Here is an 18,023-nt window from a genome sequence, read left to right on the forward strand (position 1 = left end):
CCTCGCCGCGCTCCCGCCCCGGGGCGAGCCCTCCACTCCACGTCTCGGGACAGCGATGAGCGCGGGGCGCCGAGGAGCTCCCTCGCGCCGCGACGCCGTCGGTACCCGACAGCCGCACGCGCCACGTCCGCGCACCCTCGGGCTCACTGTCCGCGACGCGACGCGGCGGCCACACACCCTGATGGAAATCCTGCATGCGCGCGCCGCGGGCATTTCTCGACTTAACGCGTTATCCGGTCCCGGTTTGACTTTCTTTTTCGTCCGAAGAAATAGAATCAGCCGCGAAAGGAAAGGACCGCTCGGACGCAGCCCCATCCCGGTATGCGTTTGTTCATCCCCTCCCCCACTTTCTCCAGCGGCCCGCTTTTCATTCCATGCGATTACCAACTCCTCTCTTGCAGGCACTGCACCGTGTCAGGAATGCGCTGACGCGAGCATGCGCCGTGGCGGTGGTGGTGGGTGTGGCGGGGTTCGCCTCGGACGCGAGCGCCCAGGCGGGCAACCTCGCCCTCAACCGGCCCACGGTGACGTCGTCCTCCGAGCCCGGGCTCGGGGGCACCTACGCCGTGGACGGAGACGGCGGCACGCGCTGGGGCAGCGCGTTCACCAACAACGAGTGGCTCTACGTCGACCTCGGCGCGAGCACCTCCATCAACCGCGTCGTGCTCACGTGGGAGACCGCGTACGCGCGTGCCTACACGGTGCAGACGTCCACGGACGCGACGAACTGGACGGACGTCCGCGCGGTGACGGACGGCGACGGCGGCACGGATGACCTGACGGTGACGGGCACGGGCCGCTACGTGCGCATCCTCTGCACGCAGCGCGGCGCCATCGACTACGGCTACTCGCTGTGGGAGCTGGCCATCTACGGCGGCGGCACGTCCACCACCGGAGACCTGGCGAAGAACCGCCCCGCGACGGCGTCCAGCGTGGAGGCCAACGCGGCGCACCTGGCGCCCGGCTACGCGGTGGACGGCAACACGACAACGCGCTGGTCCTCGTCGGAGGTGGAGGCCCAGCCGTGGATTCGCGTGGACCTGGGCAGCGCGCAGACCCTGGGCAAGGTGGTGCTCAACTGGGAGGGCGCCTACGCGGCGACGTACGTCGTCGAGGGCTCGACGAACGACTCCACCTGGGCGCCCCTCGCGTCCAACATCACCGACGGCGCGCCGGGGCGGCGGGAGGTCACGGTGTCGGGCTCGGCCCGCTACGTGCGCGTGCGCGCGCTCACCAAGGGCACCGGCTACGGCATCTCCCTCTGGGACTTCGAAATCTACGCGCCCGGCCAGGGCCCGCAGGAGCCGCAGCCGCAGACGACGAACCAGACCATCAAGTTGATGTTCCCGGAGCTGGCGTACGCGAAGATCAACGTCTCGCCCGCGCCGGTGAGCGTCACGCCGACGCCCGAGGAGGGCAACACCACGCCGTCGGTGCGCAACCCGCCCGGGCCCTTCACGTATGAAATCACCTTCGCGCCCAACACCACGGTGACGCTGTCGAAGAACCAGTTCTCCCCCACCGCGCCCAACACGGACATCCGGCTGGTCGTCACCGCGGCCAACGGCACGGTGCTGCGCGGACAGAGCGTCACCGCGCTCGCGGTGCAGGGCGCCGAGTGGAAGGTGGAAATCTATTCGACGGGCACCGGCCCCGACCGCGACCGCACCATCATCCCGGACCCGTATGTCGCGCCCGCGCCGCCGCCCGTGTCGGGAGCATTCGCGCTCGTCGCGCCGGCCAACGCCGCCATGGTGACGAGCACGCGCCGTCCCACGCTCCAGTGGGCCGCCGTCTCCGGCGCGGCGAACTACAAGGTCTACCTGAACATCAGCCGTGACGACTACGACTGGATGGCGGCGGGCAGCCTGCTGGACCGCTACACGCTGATGACCACCACCACGGCGACGTCGTGGACGCTGGACCGCGACTTGCCCGACCGCTGGACGTACAAGTGGTACGTGGTGGCCACGCAAGCCAGCGGCGCCACCAGCCGCTCGGACCTGCGCACCTTCAGCCTGTACCTGCCCGTCGTGGAGACGGCGGACGACGGCGTCGCGCTCATCAACGGCATGCGCGACTTGAACAAGAACGGCGTCATCGACCCGTACGAGGACTGGCGCAACCCCATCGCCACGCGCGTCAATGACCTGATGGCGCGGATGACCCCGCGCGAGAAGGCGCTGCAGATGTTCTACGAGGCGAAGACCTTCCCCGAGGCGGGCTTCACCATGGGGCCGCTGAGCCCCACGGACATCGTCGCCTTCCAACGGGCCTCCGCGGCGACGCGGCTGGGAATCCCGAACATCGACGCGGGCGACTCCATCCACGGCTTCAAGACGAGCTGGCCCACACAGCCGGCGCTCGCGGCCTCGCGGGACCTGGACACCATCTACGAGCTGGGTGACATGCAGCGCCGCGAGCAGCTCGCGGTGGGCAGCCGGGGCACGCTGTCGCCGCTGGCGGAGGTGGGCACCAAGGTGCTCTATCCGCGCATCCAGGAGGGCAACGGCGAGGACGCGGACCTGGCGGCGGGCATCACCCGCGCGCTCATCGCGGGCCTGCAGGGCGGCCCCGAGGTGAACCCGCACTCCATCTGGGTCACCACCAAGCACTGGCCCGGCCAGGGCGCGGGCGGTGAGGCCGGCATCACCTACGACGGCACCACCATCCACTACCACATGCGTCCGTGGCACGCGGCGCTGGAGGCCGGCACCAGCGGCATCATGCCCGGCTACGCGGGCAGCTGGCTGCTCGGCCCGGAGGGCTACGGCGCGGGCGACAGCGTGGGCATCCTCAACTACCTGCGCGTGAAGCTCGGCTACCAGGGCGTCATCTGCTCGGACTGGCTGCCGTCGGGGGCGTGGGTGCGCTCGGCGACGGCGGGCTCGGACGTCATGGGCGGCGCGAACCCCGCGCAGATGGGCGACTTCGAGACGGCGGTGCCGATTTCCCGCATCAACGAGTCGGTGCGCAGGATCCTGGACCTGAAGTTCCGCCTGGGCATCTTCGAGGACCCGTACCGCCGGGGGCCCGCGGGCACGTCCGAGTGGCACACGGCGGACCACAAGGCGCTGGTGCGCCGCGCGGCGCAGAACGCGATGACGCTGCTGAAGAACGATGGTGCCTTGCCGATCCGGCTCGGCGCGGGCTCGAGCATCGTCATCGCGGGGCCGTGCGCGGATGCGGGGCCATGCATGGTGACGTGGCGCTCGGACTTCCACGGCACGGAGTTCGGGGACCTGACCATCTACCAGGCCATCAAGCAGCGCGCCGAGGCGGCCGGAATCACGGTGTACAAGGACAACGCGCCCGCGGGCGTGACGCCCAGCGCCGCCATCGTCGTGGTGGGCGAGAGCTACTTCACCCACGGCACCGAGTGGGACAAGGAGAAGCCCTACCTGCCCGGCGACCCCATCGGCCCCGCGCACGACGCCAAGTGGGGCAACCAGTACGGCCTCATCACGGGCTTCCGCGCGCGCAACATCCCCACGACGACGGTGCTCATCCTGCCGCGTCCGTACATCCTCACCAACGTGGTGCCGCAGACCAACGCGTTGCTCGTGGCGTATCGGCCCGGAGACTCGGGCGGCCCGGCGGTGGCGGACGTGCTCTTCGGTGACGTGTTCCCGCGAGGCAAGCTGCCCTGGCAGCTGCCGCGCTCGCTGGACCAGATTGGCACCGACGTGGAGAACAACCAACTGGAGCAGTGGGACCTCCCGTTCGACCTGGGGGCCACGGCGGCGCAGCGCGCGGAGATTCGCTCGCGCATCGCGCAGGGTCTGCCGGTGCTGCCCATCTACGGCAACCCGCTGTTCCAGTACGGCGCGGGCATCGAGGGCTTCGGGCTGTCGGACTCGACGCCGCCCACGGCCTTCACGCTGCTGACGCCGGCGCCGGGCTCCACCCTCACCACGCGGCCGAACTTCACGTGGACGGCGAGCAGCGACCCGCAGACGGGCATCCACCGCTACGAGGTGTTCCTCGACGGCAGCCCGTTCCCCGTGGCCACGACGCGCACGAACTCCGCGCCGGTCATCAACGCGGCGCTGGGCAACGGCCAGCACACCTGGTTCGTGCGCGCGTACAACTGGGCGGGCGGCGTCACGCAGTCGGCGACGGCGACCTTCACGCTCAACGACACGGCGCCCCCGGCGGCCTTCGCGGCGCTGGTGCCCTCGGCGGGAGCGTCGGTGCCAGGAGCCTCCACCACGTTCATCTGGGAGCAGACGACGGACGTGGGCGCGGGCGTGTCGAAGTACGTGCTGGTGGTGGACGGCGTGGACAGGACGCCGGACGTGACGCCCAAGGCGTACGTGGGCACGACGACGAACCTGGCGCTCGGCAAGAACGTGTCCGCGACGTCGTCGGAGTTCGGCAGCCCCAACGACGCGGTGGACGGCAACGCCACGACGACACGCTGGGCCAGCCGCACGGACGTGCCCGCTCCCAACACCGAGTCCATCACCGTGGACCTGGGCGCGGTGTACTCGCTCAAGCGGGTGAACCTGCTCTGGGAGGCGGCGTACGGGAAGCAGTACGCCATCGACGCGTCGGTGGACGGGGCCACGTGGCGCACGGTGTACACGGAGACCAACGGCAACGGCGGGCAGGATGACCTGACGGGGCTGAGCGGCGTGGGGAGATACGTCCGCATGCGCGGCATCGAGCGCGGCACGGGCTACGGGTACTCGCTGTGGGAGTTCGAGGTGTACGGCGTGGGCACGGAGCAGGCGACGCTCACGGGCCTGTCCACGGGCAGCCACACCTGGCGGGTGCGCGCGGTGGACGGGGCGAACAACGCCACGCTCTCCAGCGGCCCCATCTCCTTCACCAAATAGTCCGCTCCTGGAAATCACGGAGCGTGTGGCGCGTACCCCAAGAAGAGGTCCCTCCGCATCCGTGGAGGGACCTCTCCAGAGGGGGAACCACCATGCAGCTCCAGCGAATCCTTCCCGCCACGCTCGTCTTGCTGACCACCGGCAGCGCGAGCGCGGCGGACTTCCATCCCATGACGCCGACGGTGTGCCACACGCAGGTGGCGCCGCTGTTCACCACGGGAGGCCAGTACCTGGACCCGAACAACGGCGTGCGGCAGGACGCGTGGTCCATGCTGATGCGCTGGCAGGGCAACATCGCCTCGACGCCGGTGTCCTACAACGTGGGGACCTTCACGGGCCTGAGCGTCCCCGCGCCCTTCTCCGCGTGGCAGCGGGGACAGCAGCCCGAGTCCGCGTCGGGGACTCCCGCGGCCCAGGTGTACTGCCACGACGCGGGCATGTTGCTCAACACGTGGACGTCGCCCAGGACGCACGTGGAGGGCGGCGGCTACAACGACATGTTCGGCTACGCCTGGAGCCCGGCGAACCGGCCGCGTCCCTTCAAGCTCTTCACGGCGCGCAACGGCGTGCTCGGGATGTGGCCCACGGAGCTGGTGCTCCAGGGGAACATGGCGGTGCCCCTGGTCACGGGCTGGAACTCGCCCGACGGGGGCACGACGTGGAACGGCATCAGCAACCCAGGCCCCGGGGACGTCTACAACTCGGGTGCCGCGCAGCTGAGCATGTTCGCGTACCTGCGCGACACCTCGCATCCGAACCTGCGTCCCATCGGCGTGCTCGCGGGGGCCTACGCGAACAACATCCCCGCGTCGCCCTGTCCCGCCCATGGCCGGGCCACCATCCTCTACGACTATCCAAACGGGGCCTGGTTCACCGGCAACGCCCTGTGCAACACGGACCTGTCCACCGTGCGCTACACGGGCGCGACGAGCACCAACTCCCAGTTCTCGGACCTGCGCTTCTTCCGCGTCCACTACACCCGGCAGAACCTCATCAATCTCGTGCAGCGCATCAACAACCAGCTGTGCACCGTTGACGCCGCGGGGAACCTGGAGACGGGCAAGTGCAAGTGCTCGAACCCCGGGGTGACCTGCCCGCCCATCGGCTACTCCATCAATCCGGATGACTACGTCATCGAGTACACCGGCGTGCTCGCGGAGATCACCAAGTGCAAGCCGGGCGAGGAATGCAGCACCACCAAGGCCGACCGCCAGATTTCGATGACTTCGCGGGTGAACGGCTACGGCGCGTTCTGGTACGTCCCGTAACGCGACTCCCGGGGCTCGCGTCCGTTCTCCTCGGGGAGCGGACGCACAGGTGTGGGGAGTCATGTCGAAACCCAGTTACGGGAAGGTGCTGGAACGGGTCATCCAGGTGCTGGATGACTTCTTCTCGGGATTCGACCCGGTCACGCCGGCTCCTGCTCCGGTGCACGATGTGCCCCCGGAGCTTCGTGAGCCGGAGCTGGAGGCCGCCATCCTCCGTGAGCCGGAGGACGACGACGGCTATCTCGTCTATGGGGATTGGCTGCAGGCGCACGGAGCCCCGCGCGGCGAGCTGGTGGCGCTCCAGCATGCGGCGTTGCTCGCCACGGGGCCCGAGAAGAAGGAACTGGAGAAGCAGGTCGGCGACTTCCTGGAGCGCCATGCGCAGAGGTTGCTCGGGGAGCTGTACTTCCGGGACAGCCTCCATCCCTCACGCTACTCGGGACTGTCGAGCGGCCGCGTGTACTGGCACTGGCACCTGGGCTTCATCCAGCGGGCGTGGCTCGGGAGCAACCACGCCTACTCGCTGGACGTGCCTCGGGTGCTGACGGAGCTGCTCACGCATCCCTCCGCTCGCTTCTTGCGTGCGTTGACGGTGGGGCTGCTCGACAACGACGCGGATTCGAATCACTAAGAGGGCATCCTCCAGCACATCGTGCGACACGCGCCCGCGACGCTGCGGGAGCTGAAGGTCGCGGACGTGCTGGAGAACGAGTTCGGCCTCTCGCGCGTGCAGCTTGGAGACGTGTCGCCCCTGTACGCGGCGCTGCCGAGGCTGCACACGCTGACGCTGCGGGGGGAGATGGTGCTCGGGGCCATGCACCTGCCGGAGCTGCGGGAGCTGACCCTCGAGACCTCGGGGCTGTCGCGCGAATCCCTGCGGTCCATCCTCTCGGCGAGCTGGCCGAAGCTGGAGAAGCTGGTGCTCTGGTTCGGGTCGCCGGAGCACGGGGGCGACGTCACGTTCGAGGACGTGCGGCCGCTGCTCGACGGTGCCGGGATGCCCAGGCTCGTGCACCTGGGGCTGTGCAACGCGGGGTTCACGGATGCGGTGTGCCAGGCACTGCCTTCGGCGCCAGTGCTGCGGCGGCTCACGCGGCTGGACCTGTCGTTGGGCACGATGACGCGCGTGGGTGCGACGGCGCTCTTGGGGAACGCGGGCGCGTTCACGCATCTGGAGATGCTGGTCCTCACGGAGAACCTGTTGGACGAATCGAGCGTGGAGGCACTGGAGACGCTCGGCCCCGAGGTCTGGCTGCAGGACCAGCGTGACGCGGGTGGGTCCGCAGGCACCGTGGCCTATCGGGACTGAGGGCCTATGCGGCGCGAGTGACAAGCTGTCACGACAGGCTGTCATCGTGCGGGCGTGGAGGGCTGACAGGACAGGCCGGCGTGGAGGTGCGTCGTCACCTCTGCCGACGCGGCCCTCAGAGTGAAGACGAGCCCTGGCATCGTGATTGCTCTTGTCCTGCTCACTCCCCGCGATGGGGAAGGAGGCAGGACACGATGAGTTGCTCATTCCGGAAGCAGATGTGTCAGTGGGGCAGTGCCATCATCCTGGCGAGCGCGCCGTTCGTCTCGTTGGCGAGTCCGCCGGTGGATGTTCCCCAGGCGGCGCCGAACTTCGTCCAGGCGCTCTCTCACGGGCCCGAGGACCTCGAGGTGAAGGCGACGGGGGAGAACACGTACTCGGTGCGGCGCAACCCGAAGGCGGAGCACGAGAAGACGTGCACGCAGAGCGGGGACGCGCGGTTCGTGCCTTCGTTCAAGGACGGCAAGGCGGTGGGGTTCAAGCTCTTCGCCGTGCGGCCCGGTTCCATCTACGCGAAGCTCGGGTTCCAGGAGCGGGACGTGGTGCAGAGCATCAACGGCATCACCCTGGAGACGCCGGAGAAGGCGCTGGAGGCCTACGCCCAGCTCGACACGGCGAAGCGCGTGGTGGTGTCCATCGACCGCGGAGGCACGGTCATCCGCAAGACCTACGACGTGGCGCGGTGAAGTCGTCAGGAGGCAGGCGGCTCACCTTCTGACATCCAAGGAGTCGCCTGCCCGCTGTCCTCAAGCGCCGTGTCGACGCAGCCAGCGCCGTACAACACCTGCATCCCAGGGTGGCCACGAGCCACCTTCCTCGAGCAGGAAGGGTTCCAACAGTCGCGACAGCTCTCGGTACGAAGCAGGTACGGGCTGGGTCGCCGAGTCCATGGAGTCGGGACACTCGCCGAGCGAAAGCATCCATCGCTCCTCATCGAGTGGAGCGAGCGAGACGCCTGGAAGGTCAAGGCGCCGGGCCAGTTCGGGAGCGCCCCCGAGCTGGTCGAGCAACGTCGGCCCCAGGAAGGTGAGCCAATAGGCGCCTCGGGCTCGGACGCCGATGCGTCGGCTGGTGTCGGTGAGGTTCAGGAGGTCCAACCCAGGGTGGCGCTGAAGCAGCTCGAGGAGCTGCCGACGCACGGAGAACCACGCACCGGGACGAGCCACCAGCGCGGGGCTGGCATAGCCGAAGCTGAAAGGCAGCTCCCGGGCGATGTCGCGCGCGAGGTCACGCACGGCAGCCACGCCCCGAGACGTCAGATACTCGGAGGGGAGGCAGAAGCGGAGGCCGGTCGTGGCGTCGGCATCTCCCAAGAAGAGCGGGTCCTCGAGCCTCCGACCGTCGTACTCGAACTGGTAGCCACCGGGCCCGCTGGAGAACTCCGTCAGCTCCACCAGCCACTCGACACCCCAGGCCCGCTCCACCATCTGATGGTGGATGTGGCGCCAGCCATCCACATCCAACGGCAGTGTGTCGCCGTCGTCCGAGCCATACCACCCCAGTGCATCACTCGGGATGGAGCGGCGATACAGCTCCAGGGCGCGCCACACCTTGTCGGCCACGACGGGATGGGAGTGGCGCATGAAGAAGCAAAGAGACAGCCCCTCCCGGACCACCGGCTCGCCGTTCTCGTCCGCCACACGGATGCTGGGAAGCACGGCTGTCATTGTGTCATCCCTCGTCGAGGGGAGCTGATGACAGCGCTCTCGCGTCGAGTCGTACGAACACACTCGAGGCAAGTGGAACAAGGCCCGGAGACGGGGGCGCTCATCACGAGCGCCCGCTCGCGTCCCGGGCCGCGACGACGGCTCAGCCCAGGTTGTGGAACACGCGCTGGACGTCGTCGTCCTGCTCCAGGGCGTCGACGAGCTCCAGCACCTCGGTGGCCTTGTCCTCGGGCAGCTCGATGAGGTTCTCCGCGATGTACTCGGAGTCGGCGGAGATGGGCGCCAGCCCCTTCGCCTCGATGGCCGCCTGGAGCTTGCCGAAGTCCGCGAAGTCACACCGGATGATGAGCTGCTTCTCCCCCTTCTCGCCCGTGCCCTCGCCCATCTCCTGCAACCCGTGGTCGATGAGCTCCAGCTCCAGCTCCTCCTGGTTGAGGCCCTCCGGGTTCAACCGGAACACGCCCATGCGCTTGAACATGAACCCCACGCTGCCCGTGGTGCCCATGTTCCCGCCGTTCTGGTTGAAGTGCATCCGCACGTTCGCCACGGTGCGCACCACGTTGTCCGTGGCCGTCTCCACCAGCAGCGCGATGCCGTGCGGCCCGTAGCCCTCGTAGAGGACGATTTCGTACTGCGTCGCCGTCTGGCCGCTGGCGCGCTTGATGGCCGCCTCGACCTTGTCCTTCGGCATGTTCGCCGCGCGCGCGTTCTGCAACACCCGCCGCAGCGTGGAGTTCGAGTCCGGGTTGGGCCCGCCGGCCTTCACCGCGATCGCAATGTCCTTGCTGATGCGCGTGAAGACCTTCGCCATCTTGTTCCAGCGGGCCATCATCGTGGCCTTGCGTGTCTCGAAAATGCGTCCCATGGGTCGAGCGACTCGCGAAGAGAGGGGGCGCCAGGCGCGCCCCAGGTGAAGAAGAGTGGTTGCTGTAAAGGGCCCGGCCAATCTAGCGCAACTCGGCTGGAGCGCCCGCGCTTCGTGTGCGGGGCGGCGTCCTCCCGACGTTCGACCCGGGGACGACACGCACGGGCGCAGGCCCCCGAGGGCCCACGCACCCGCCGTCATCCACCCGGAAGACAGGGCCCGTCGACGACGGGCCCCAAGGACTTCAGCGGACCTGCTGCGCCGCCGCCTGGGGCGCCGGCCGGGACGCGGGGGCCATGCTGTTGGCGCCCGTGCCCTGCGCACCGTTGGCGAAGGCGCGCTCCATGTGCGCGTCGAGCTGCCCCACGGCCATCAGCCCCGCCATCCGGAAGTCCGAGATGAACGACCACAGCGGGTACTTGAAGCTCGCCGGCTTGTTCTTCTCGATGAAGAAGTGGCTGAACCACGCGAAGCCGTATGCCGAGACCAGCGCCGCCGGAATCAGCGCCGCGCGCCCCATGGCGATGGCCGCGATGCCCGTGGCCACGCCCAGGCTGGTGCCCACGAAGTGGAACCGGCGCGTCACCGGCAGCGAGTGCTCGCGCAGGTAGAACGGCCAGAACTCGGCATAGGTCTGGAGGGTGGGCTTGGACATGAAGTGAAGTTGTGTCCAGGCAGGGGCCCGGCGTCAACCCGCCGCGCGTCAGGAAGTGCCCTCCCGCGCCCGCTCCGGCCCCCGAGGGCAGGGCCGCCAGGCAGCCAGGCGGGCTCGGGGAGGCTGAACGGAATCGGACGTCTCGCGGCCGTCGACCCCGCAGTTTTCCGCCCGTCGCGCACCGAAACATGTCGAGGACAGCGGCCCCTCCACCTCATCCACGGGTCGTGGGAGACTCGGGAGCAATGACGGATTGGATTCCCAAGCCGAACCCGACGGTGGACCTGCGCACGCTGGTGCTCAGCCCGGAGGAGGGCTTCGTGCTCTCGCGGCTCGACGGCGCCACGGCGGCCAGGAACCTCCCCGCGCTCACCGGGCTGGCTCCCGAGCGACTCCAGGGCATCCTCACCCGGCTCGTCTCCCAGGGCGCCCTGCTGCCCCTCGCCACGGCCCCTGGGATCAACCCTCCCGGCATGCCACGGGCACAGGCCCCCTCCGTGAGCCCCGGCTACGAGCCACTCGCGCCCACCGCGCCCCACACGCCGCAGGACGAGGAGCTCCCCACGCTGGACCTGCTCCCCCAGGAGGCGGACGCGGGTGACTCCGACGTCCTGGAGACCTCCGAGTCCGACGTCGTCCCCGCGGAGCCCCCAGACTCCGAGGCCGACGCCGAGGACGTGCCCGAGGTCGCGCTGGGCAACTTCCGCCAGCTCTTCGAGACGCGGTTGCATCCGCAACCCGAAGACCAGCGCGTCGCGCTGGCGCACACCGCGCAGGACCCGGAGCTGTCCGCGCTGTGCTTCGACCCGCTGCCTTCCGTCATCAAGGCGGTGATGGAGAATCCCCGCGTCGGGCTCGCGCACGCGCGCCTCATCGCGCGCAACCACAGGAACCCCGTGGGCCTGGAGTCGCTCTGTGCCCGCGCGGCCTTCGCGGCGGACGTGGGCGTGCGGCGCTGGCTCGTGCGCAACCCGCAGCTGCCCGCCAGCCTGTTCCGCAGGCTCTGGAGCGCGCGCCGGTTGATGGAGCTGTACAAGGTGACGGTGGACCGCGACGTGCCCGAGTCCACGCGGCGCTCGTCGCGCGAGGTGCTCCGTCAGCGCTTCACCACCGGCCCCTCGGAGGAGAAGGTGGAGCTCATCCTCAACACCGAGGGTCGCGCGCTCGCGTCGCTCATCGGCATGTCCGTGGACGGCAAGACGGCGTCGATGTTGTGCGGACGCACCTACCGCTCGCCCATGCTCATCCAGAACATCGCGCGCTGGAGCGCCGCGCCGCCGGCCCTCATCGCCCACCTGCTCAAGCAGGAAGCCGTGCGAAGGCAGCCGCAGCTGCGCATGCTGCTCACCCGCCACCCCAACGCCCCCGCCGAGGCTCGCCGCAGCGGCTGAAGCCTCACGGTCTGCGCGCGGTGAGGATGGGCTGATAGAAGCCCGTCTCCTCCGGCGAATACCACCGTGTGTCGACGAGCCCCGCCCGTGTCAGCGCGCGCTCCACCTCCACCCGCTGGAGCGCGCGATACACGCCGGTGTGCTCCGTGGCCTGCCAGCCCTTGCCCTCGGGGCGCAGGATGAACTGGTGGACCGTGTACGTCCTGCCATCGGCGGCCCAATCCCAGACCTGGAAGAGGATGCGCCGGCCCTCGGGCGCGTCGAGCACCCGCTCCGAGGTGAAGCGCGGCTGGTCGGCCATCAGCGCGTCGTAGTCGCGCACGCTCAGCGCCAGCAGGCCCCCGGGCGCGAGCTTGGAGGCCATCGCATGCGCGGCGGCGTCCAGGTCCTCATCCGTGAGCAGGTGCGGCACCGCGTTGTCGAACGCGAGCACCACCTGGAACATCCCCGACACCTGCGTGTCCAACGTCCGCATGTCCGCGACGCCGGTGGTGAGGGTGACGCCCAGGGTGCGCGCCTCGCGCTCGGCGCGGGCCACGGCGGCGGGGCTCAGGTCCGTCGCGTGCACCGCGTAGCCGCGTCCCGCGAGCCCCAGCGCCTGCGTGCCGATGCCACACGCGCAATCCAACACCCGACGCGGCGGCGGCGCGCCACACCGACGCAGCAGCGCGTCCAGCGCGGCGCCCTGGCGCTCCACCGTCTGGGCCCAGTTGGCGAAGAGCAGGTGATACTCCTCGGCGAGCCCCTGGTAGAACTCGAGCACGGACTCAGCCATGCGCGCGCTCCTCGACGACGTGCGTCCTGGTGACGGCCGGAGCGCTCATGGGCCGAACGTCCGCCCCTCCAGCGCCTCGATGGCGGCGCGCACGGGGGCGGGCAGCGGCACCGGCTCGTTCTTGACGTAGTCGAGGGTGACGATGACGGCGGTGCCCTTCGTGTAGAGGGTGCCGTCCTCCTCGCCGAACACCGCGTGCTCCAGCGTGACGGACGTGTTGCCGATGCGCGAGACGCGGGCGCTGGCGACCAGGCGCACGGGGAAGACGACGGGGCGCACGTACTCGGCCTGGGTGGCCTTGAGGATGGGGCCGACGCCGCCCTGGATGCGCGTCTCGCCGGCGCCCGAGGGGCCCGTCATGCCGATGCGGGCGAGGTAGGCGATGCGCGCGGTCTCGAACCACGTGAAGGTGCGAGCGTTGTTCGCGTGGCCGAACGCGTCCATTTCACTCCAGTGCAGGGTGAAGGGGACGACGACGGGGAAGTCCTTGGGGCTGAGGTCCGGCATGGAGGGGAGGGTGCCCCACTCGCGGCCATGAGGGAACGAAGAACACCGCCTGCCTGCCCTCCAGCCAGGGGCCGGTGTCGTGATAATCCAGCAACACGATGAGTCCACGACTCCTGATGTCCGCGCTGGCCCTCACGGGCCTCGGTATCAACCCGCCTGCCTGGGCGAGTGAGGCCGCCTCGGAGACCTCGGCCATGACGGGGGCTCGCATCAGCTCCGTGCCCGAGTGGACCGTCTCACCGAACATCACCGCGCGACGCTGGGTCGCGAGCCCGGAGTCCGTCGAGTCCGTCGCGGCCACCACGACGAGCGCCGTCGGCCGGGCCGCGTCCACACCGGGTGTCACCGCGCCCGCCTGGGCCGCCACGCCGAGCACCGCCGCGCCGAGCATCACCGCGCAGCGGTGGGCTGTCGGGGCTGCCACGCCGGACCTCGCCGCGCCCGACACCTCTGTCCCGACCTCGTCCACGCAGAACGTCACTCCGCCGCACTGGACCGCGGCGCCGAGGACCGCCGCACCGAGCATCAACGCGCAACGCTGGTCCGCCGCGCAAGGCTCCACGCCGAGCACCACCGCTCCCGGCTCCGCTGCGCCGAACACCACCGCTCCCGGCTCCGCCGCACCGAGCACCACCGCGCCGGGCCCGCGCCCCGCGGACGCGAAGCCCACGGTGCGCCACCGCGTCACCGCCGCCGAGGCTCCGCGCCACCTCATCGCGAACGGAAAGGGCCGCGCGACGCTGTTCCTCAACGAGTCCACGGGCGCCACCGCCGCGTCACTGACGCTGCTGGAGCTCCAGCCCGGCGGCGAGGTCCCCGAGCACACGCACGAGTCGAGCGCCGAGATTCTCTACATCGAGGACGGCGCCGCCGACATGACGGTGTCCGGACAGACGTTGCGCGTGAGCAAGGGTGACGCCGTCTACATCCCCGCGGGCGCGAAGCACTCCGCGCGTGTGGTGTCGCCCGGTGTGCCGTTCAAGGCCGTGCAGGTCTACGCGGGCCCGGGCCCCGAGCAGCGCTTCATGCAGGGCCCCCGGGAGAGCGCCCCTCATGGCCGCTGACCGCGAATCCTCGGCGGCGCGCCAGCGGAACGAGCCCTCCCAGCCGCTCACCGACTCGACACCGGTCGAGCGCCCCCACCTCGTCCCCTCCCGCAACGAGACGGCGCTCATCTCCGACAGCGGCACGGCCACCCATCCCCAGCGCCACGCCCCCATGGTGCGCTGGCTGCACCCGTCGCAGCTGATTCGCACGGGCCTGGACGCCGTCGTCGCCGCCGTCTTCGGCGCCCGCGCGGACCATCGCCTCATCGAAGCCGTGGTGCGCCCACAGGTCCCCTACTTCGACTACTCCGAGGAGACGCGCCCCCAGGGAGACTTCTGGCTCGACTACGTCTCCGACACCGGCGACGGCTGGGACCCCACGTACACGGTGGCGCGGCTGCTCGCGCTGCCCGAGCTGAAGCTCCCCGTGCGAGGCCAGCCCCGCGTCGGCGAGTTCGAGACCGAGCGCGGCCGCGTCCTCATCTTCGGCGGCGACGGCGTGTACCCCGGCGCCAGCCGCGAGGCCTACGAGGAGCGCCTCATCCAGCCGTACGAGGCCGCCATGCGGCGCTCCGTCGCGCCCAACCCGGACCTGTTCGTCATCCCGGGCAACCACGACTGGTACGACGGCCTGTCCGCCTTCATGCGCCTGTTCTGCGCCAACCGCTGGATTGCGGGCCGACGCACGCGGCAGAGCCGCAGCTACTTCGCGCTCAAGCTGCCGCATCGCTGGTGGCTCATCGGCACGGACGTGCAGCTCAACAGCGACATCGACGTGCCCCAGGTGGAGTACTTCCGCCAGGTGGCCGACAGCATGGGCCCCGACGACCGCGTCATCCTGTGCAACGCGGAGCCCGCGTGGATTCTCGCCGCCACGCAGCGGCGCAAGGGCAGCTACCTGGAGAACAACCTGGAGTACCTCCAGGAGAAGGTGCTCGGCCGGCGCATCAGCATCTTCCTCGCGGGTGACCTGCACCACTACCGCCGCCACGAGGACCCCGCGGGCCGGCAGAAGATCACGGCCGGCGGCGGCGGCGCCTTCATGCACCCCACGCACGCGCCCAAGGCGCACGTGCTGCGCGACGGCTACCGGCTGGAGAAGAGCTTCCCCGACGAGCGCACCTCGCGCGCGCTCGCGCGAAAGAACCTGTTCCTCATCCGCTACAGCCCGCTGTTCGGCCTGATGACGGGCGCGCTGTACCTGCTGCTCGCGCTGGCCGCGTACGCGGAGGTGGGCTCGCTGGGCTTCTCCCAGTTGGGCGACGTCATCATGGCCGTGGCCAACAGCATGGTGAGCCGCCCGTGGACCATGGTGCTGGGCCTGGGCACCATCGGCGGGCTCATCGGCCTGGCGGACTCCGCGTTCGGGAAGTTCCGGTGGCTCGCGGGCACGCTGCACGGCGTGGCCCACATCCTCGCGGCGTTCTTCGTCGCGTGGGGAGGCACGTACCTGGCGGTGAGCGGGATGGGCATCTGCCCAGACCTGACGCCGGACGGCCTCAACTGCACGGCGGGCTGGGCGCACCTGGCGGGCAAGTTCCTGGTGTCCTCGGCGCTCACCTTCCTGGGTGGCTTCCTGGTCGGCCCCTTCGTCATGGGGTTGTACCTGTGGTTGAGTGTCAACCTGTTCGGGGCCCACTCGAACGAGGCGTTCATCTCGTTGGCCCTGCCGGACTGGAAGAACTTCCTGCGCCTGCACATCGACGAGAAGGGACAGCTCACCGTCTACCCGGTGGGTATCGAGCGGGTGCCGCGCCGGTGGAAGCGCACGCATGCGGGGCCGCATGCACCGGCGTACGAGCCGGATGACGCCAAGGCCACGCCTCCCGCGCTCATCGAGCCGCCCATCCGCGTCTAGGGTTCGTCGGTGTCGGGAACGGTGTAGCCTCCGGGGCTCACCGCTCACGAAGGAGCCGTACGCCGATGGCCGCACAGACGATGGAGCAGCTGGTTTCCCTGTCCAAGCGCCGGGGCTTCATCTTCCCGGGCTCCGCCATCTACGGGGGCCTGCAGGGCACGTACGACTACGGTCCGCTCGGCGTCGAGCTGAAGAACAACCTGAAGCTGGCCTGGTGGCGCGCCAACGTCTGGGAGCGCGAGGACATGGAGGGCATCGACGCCTCCATCCTCATGAACAAGCTCACGTGGCGCTATTCGGGGCACGAAGAGACCTTCGTGGACCCGATGGTGGACTGCAAGGGCTGCAAGATGCGCTGGCGCGCGGACCAGATTGCCGGCAAGTGTCCCAGCTGCGGCAGTGCGGAGCTGACCGAGCCGCGCCCCTTCAACCTGATGTTCAAGACGCAGGTGGGGCCGGTGCCGGACCCGGAGTCCTTCTCCTATCTGCGCCCCGAGACGGCGCAGGGCATCTTCCTCAACTTCAAGCACGTGCTCGACTCGACGTCGCGCAAGCTGCCCTTCGGCATCGCGCAGATGGGCAAGTCCTTCCGCAACGAAATCACGCCGCGCAACTTCATCTTCCGCGTGCGTGAGTTCGAGCAGATGGAGATCGAGTTCTTCGTGAAGCCCGGCGAGGACGAGGCATGGCACCAGAAGTGGGTGGAGGACCGCATCAACTGGTGGCTGTCGGTGGGGTTGTCCAAGGACAACCTGGTGCCGTACCACCAGAAGGCGAACGAGCTGGCGCACTACGCGAAGGCGACGGTGGACCTGCTCTACCGCTTCCCGCACGGGCTGGAGGAGCTGGAGGGCATCGCGAACCGGACGGACTACGACCTGGGTTCGCACAGCAAGGACCAGGGCTCGCTCGGGCTGAAGGCACGTGTGGCGCCCAACAGTCACAGCACGGAGAAGCTCACGTACTTCGACGCGGAGACGAAGCAGCACGTGGTGCCGTTCGTCATCGAGCCGTCGGCGGGCGTGGACCGCGGGGTGCTCGCGGTGCTGAGCGAGGCGTACGCGGAGGAGCAGGTGAAGCCCGCGCCGGCGGACCGGCTCAAGCCGGTGGAGGAGGCGCTGGGCACGTTCCTCAAGTCCGTGAGCCGCAACGAGAAGCTCACCGCGGACGCGAAGAACGCGCTGCTGGCGGAGGGGGAGCGAATCGCGGGCGCGCTGGGCGAGCGGCTCGCGTCGATCACGGGGCTGTTGTCGATGCCGGGGGCGGAGGGCATCGAGGTGGCGAAGAAGCTGCGCGGCCAGGTGGACCCGGTGGTCGACGAGTTCTACCGGACGGTGCTGCACTTCAAGCCGCGCCTGGCGCCCATCAAGGTGGCGGTGTTGCCGCTGAAGAAGAACCACGCGGGCATCGTGGACGTGGCGAAGGGCATCCGCCGCCGGCTCCAGTCCTCGGGCTCGATGCGCGTCGTGTACGACGACACGGGCGCCATCGGAAAGCTGTACCGGCGGCAGGATGAAATCGGGACGCCCTTCTGCGTCACGGTGGACTTCGACACGCTGGGGGACGGGAAGGACGCGTCCACCAAGGACACCGTCACCGTGCGCCACCGCGACTCCATGGCCCAGGAGCGCATCGCCATCTCCGAGCTGGAGGGCTACCTGCGCGAGAAGATGGGGTAGTCCCGCCATCCAGGACCCTGGGCTGCCCTCCAGCAAGGAGCCGAGGGAGCCCAGGTCCCCAGGACGTGTCACCTCCGAACAGGGCTCGTCCCACAAGCGCACAACGGGTACACCCTGGGCACGGCGGGCCCGTCGTCACATCGCGCCCTTGAGGCGGATGGG

At 69.6% G+C, this 18,023-nt stretch carries 14 protein-coding genes; 9 read left to right on the plus strand and 5 right to left on the minus strand.

The features are described from left to right. Positions 1-374: 374 nt before the first annotated feature. The 5 genes from K8640_RS35825 to K8640_RS35845 all read left to right on the plus strand — a co-directional run bounded on the left by K8640_RS35825 (position 375) and on the right by K8640_RS35845 (position 8,104). Positions 375-4,841 carry a discoidin domain-containing protein gene (locus K8640_RS35825; protein ID WP_223751191.1) on the plus strand — a complete coding sequence of 1,489 codons (4,467 nt, stop codon included), beginning with the start codon at positions 375-377 and terminating at the stop codon, positions 4,839-4,841. Positions 4,842-4,933: 92 nt separating this feature from the next. Further along, positions 4,934-6,109, plus strand: coding sequence for a hypothetical protein (locus K8640_RS35830; protein ID WP_223751192.1), 1,176 nt, complete (start codon positions 4,934-4,936; stop codon positions 6,107-6,109). 61 nt (positions 6,110-6,170) lie between these two features. Next, complete coding sequence (locus K8640_RS35835; protein WP_223751193.1) at positions 6,171-6,740, plus strand: TIGR02996 domain-containing protein; 570 nt, start codon at positions 6,171-6,173, stop codon at positions 6,738-6,740. A 21-nt stretch (positions 6,741-6,761) separates the two neighbouring features. Further along, positions 6,762-7,418, plus strand: coding sequence for a hypothetical protein (locus tag K8640_RS35840; RefSeq protein ID WP_223751194.1), 657 nt, complete (start codon positions 6,762-6,764; stop codon positions 7,416-7,418). A 194-nt stretch (positions 7,419-7,612) separates the two neighbouring features. Beyond that, positions 7,613-8,104, plus strand: coding sequence for a hypothetical protein (locus K8640_RS35845; RefSeq protein ID WP_223751195.1), 492 nt, complete (start codon positions 7,613-7,615; stop codon positions 8,102-8,104). A gap of 60 nt (positions 8,105-8,164) precedes the next feature. Here K8640_RS35845 and K8640_RS35850 read toward each other — a convergent pair whose 3' ends face one another. The 3 genes from K8640_RS35850 to K8640_RS35860 form a co-directional block, all read right to left on the minus strand. Next, on the minus strand, positions 8,165-9,085 hold the full coding sequence (locus K8640_RS35850; RefSeq protein ID WP_223751196.1) for a type VI immunity family protein: 921 nt from the start codon (positions 9,083-9,085) through the stop codon (positions 8,165-8,167). A 142-nt stretch (positions 9,086-9,227) separates the two neighbouring features. Continuing rightward, positions 9,228-9,950: a YebC/PmpR family DNA-binding transcriptional regulator gene (locus K8640_RS35855; RefSeq protein WP_141324285.1), complete on the minus strand. Its 723-nt coding sequence runs from the start codon at positions 9,948-9,950 to the stop codon at positions 9,228-9,230. Between the two features lie 244 nt (positions 9,951-10,194). After that, positions 10,195-10,605, minus strand: a complete 411-nt coding sequence (locus tag K8640_RS35860) for a DUF962 domain-containing protein (RefSeq protein ID WP_223751197.1) — start codon at positions 10,603-10,605, stop codon at positions 10,195-10,197. Between the two features lie 245 nt (positions 10,606-10,850). Here K8640_RS35860 and K8640_RS35865 point away from each other — a divergent pair, with 245 nt between their 5' ends. Then, the gene (locus K8640_RS35865) at positions 10,851-11,996 is read left to right on the plus strand and encodes a hypothetical protein (RefSeq protein WP_223751198.1); all 1,146 of its coding nucleotides are present in this window, start codon (positions 10,851-10,853) and stop codon (positions 11,994-11,996) included. Positions 11,997-12,000: 4 nt separating this feature from the next. On the opposite strand, the gene K8640_RS35870 is transcribed toward K8640_RS35865, so the two are convergent. Beyond that, positions 12,001-12,771 carry a bifunctional 2-polyprenyl-6-hydroxyphenol methylase/3-demethylubiquinol 3-O-methyltransferase UbiG gene (locus K8640_RS35870; protein WP_223751199.1) on the minus strand — a complete coding sequence of 257 codons (771 nt, stop codon included), beginning with the start codon at positions 12,769-12,771 and terminating at the stop codon, positions 12,001-12,003. Between the two features lie 45 nt (positions 12,772-12,816). After that, positions 12,817-13,278, minus strand: coding sequence for a thioesterase family protein (locus tag K8640_RS35875; protein WP_223751200.1), 462 nt, complete (start codon positions 13,276-13,278; stop codon positions 12,817-12,819). Between the two features lie 98 nt (positions 13,279-13,376). Between K8640_RS35875 and K8640_RS35880 the strand changes: the two genes are divergently transcribed. The 3 genes from K8640_RS35880 to K8640_RS35890 all read left to right on the plus strand — a co-directional run bounded on the left by K8640_RS35880 (position 13,377) and on the right by K8640_RS35890 (position 17,861). Next, positions 13,377-14,342 carry a cupin domain-containing protein gene (locus K8640_RS35880; RefSeq protein ID WP_223751201.1) on the plus strand — a complete coding sequence of 322 codons (966 nt, stop codon included), beginning with the start codon at positions 13,377-13,379 and terminating at the stop codon, positions 14,340-14,342. Next, positions 14,332-16,182 carry a metallophosphoesterase gene (locus K8640_RS35885; protein ID WP_223751202.1) on the plus strand — a complete coding sequence of 617 codons (1,851 nt, stop codon included), beginning with the start codon at positions 14,332-14,334 and terminating at the stop codon, positions 16,180-16,182. The genes K8640_RS35880 and K8640_RS35885 overlap by 11 nt, the downstream gene beginning before the upstream one ends. Before the next feature lie 65 nt (positions 16,183-16,247). Then, a complete protein-coding gene (locus K8640_RS35890; protein WP_223751203.1) occupies positions 16,248-17,861 on the plus strand; it encodes a glycine--tRNA ligase in 1,614 nt (537 codons plus the stop codon). Positions 17,862-18,023 lie beyond the last annotated feature (162 nt).

The sequence above is a fragment of the Myxococcus sp. XM-1-1-1 genome (assembly GCF_020037095.1).
Classification (GTDB): Bacteria; Myxococcota; Myxococcia; order Myxococcales; family Myxococcaceae; genus Myxococcus; species Myxococcus fulvus.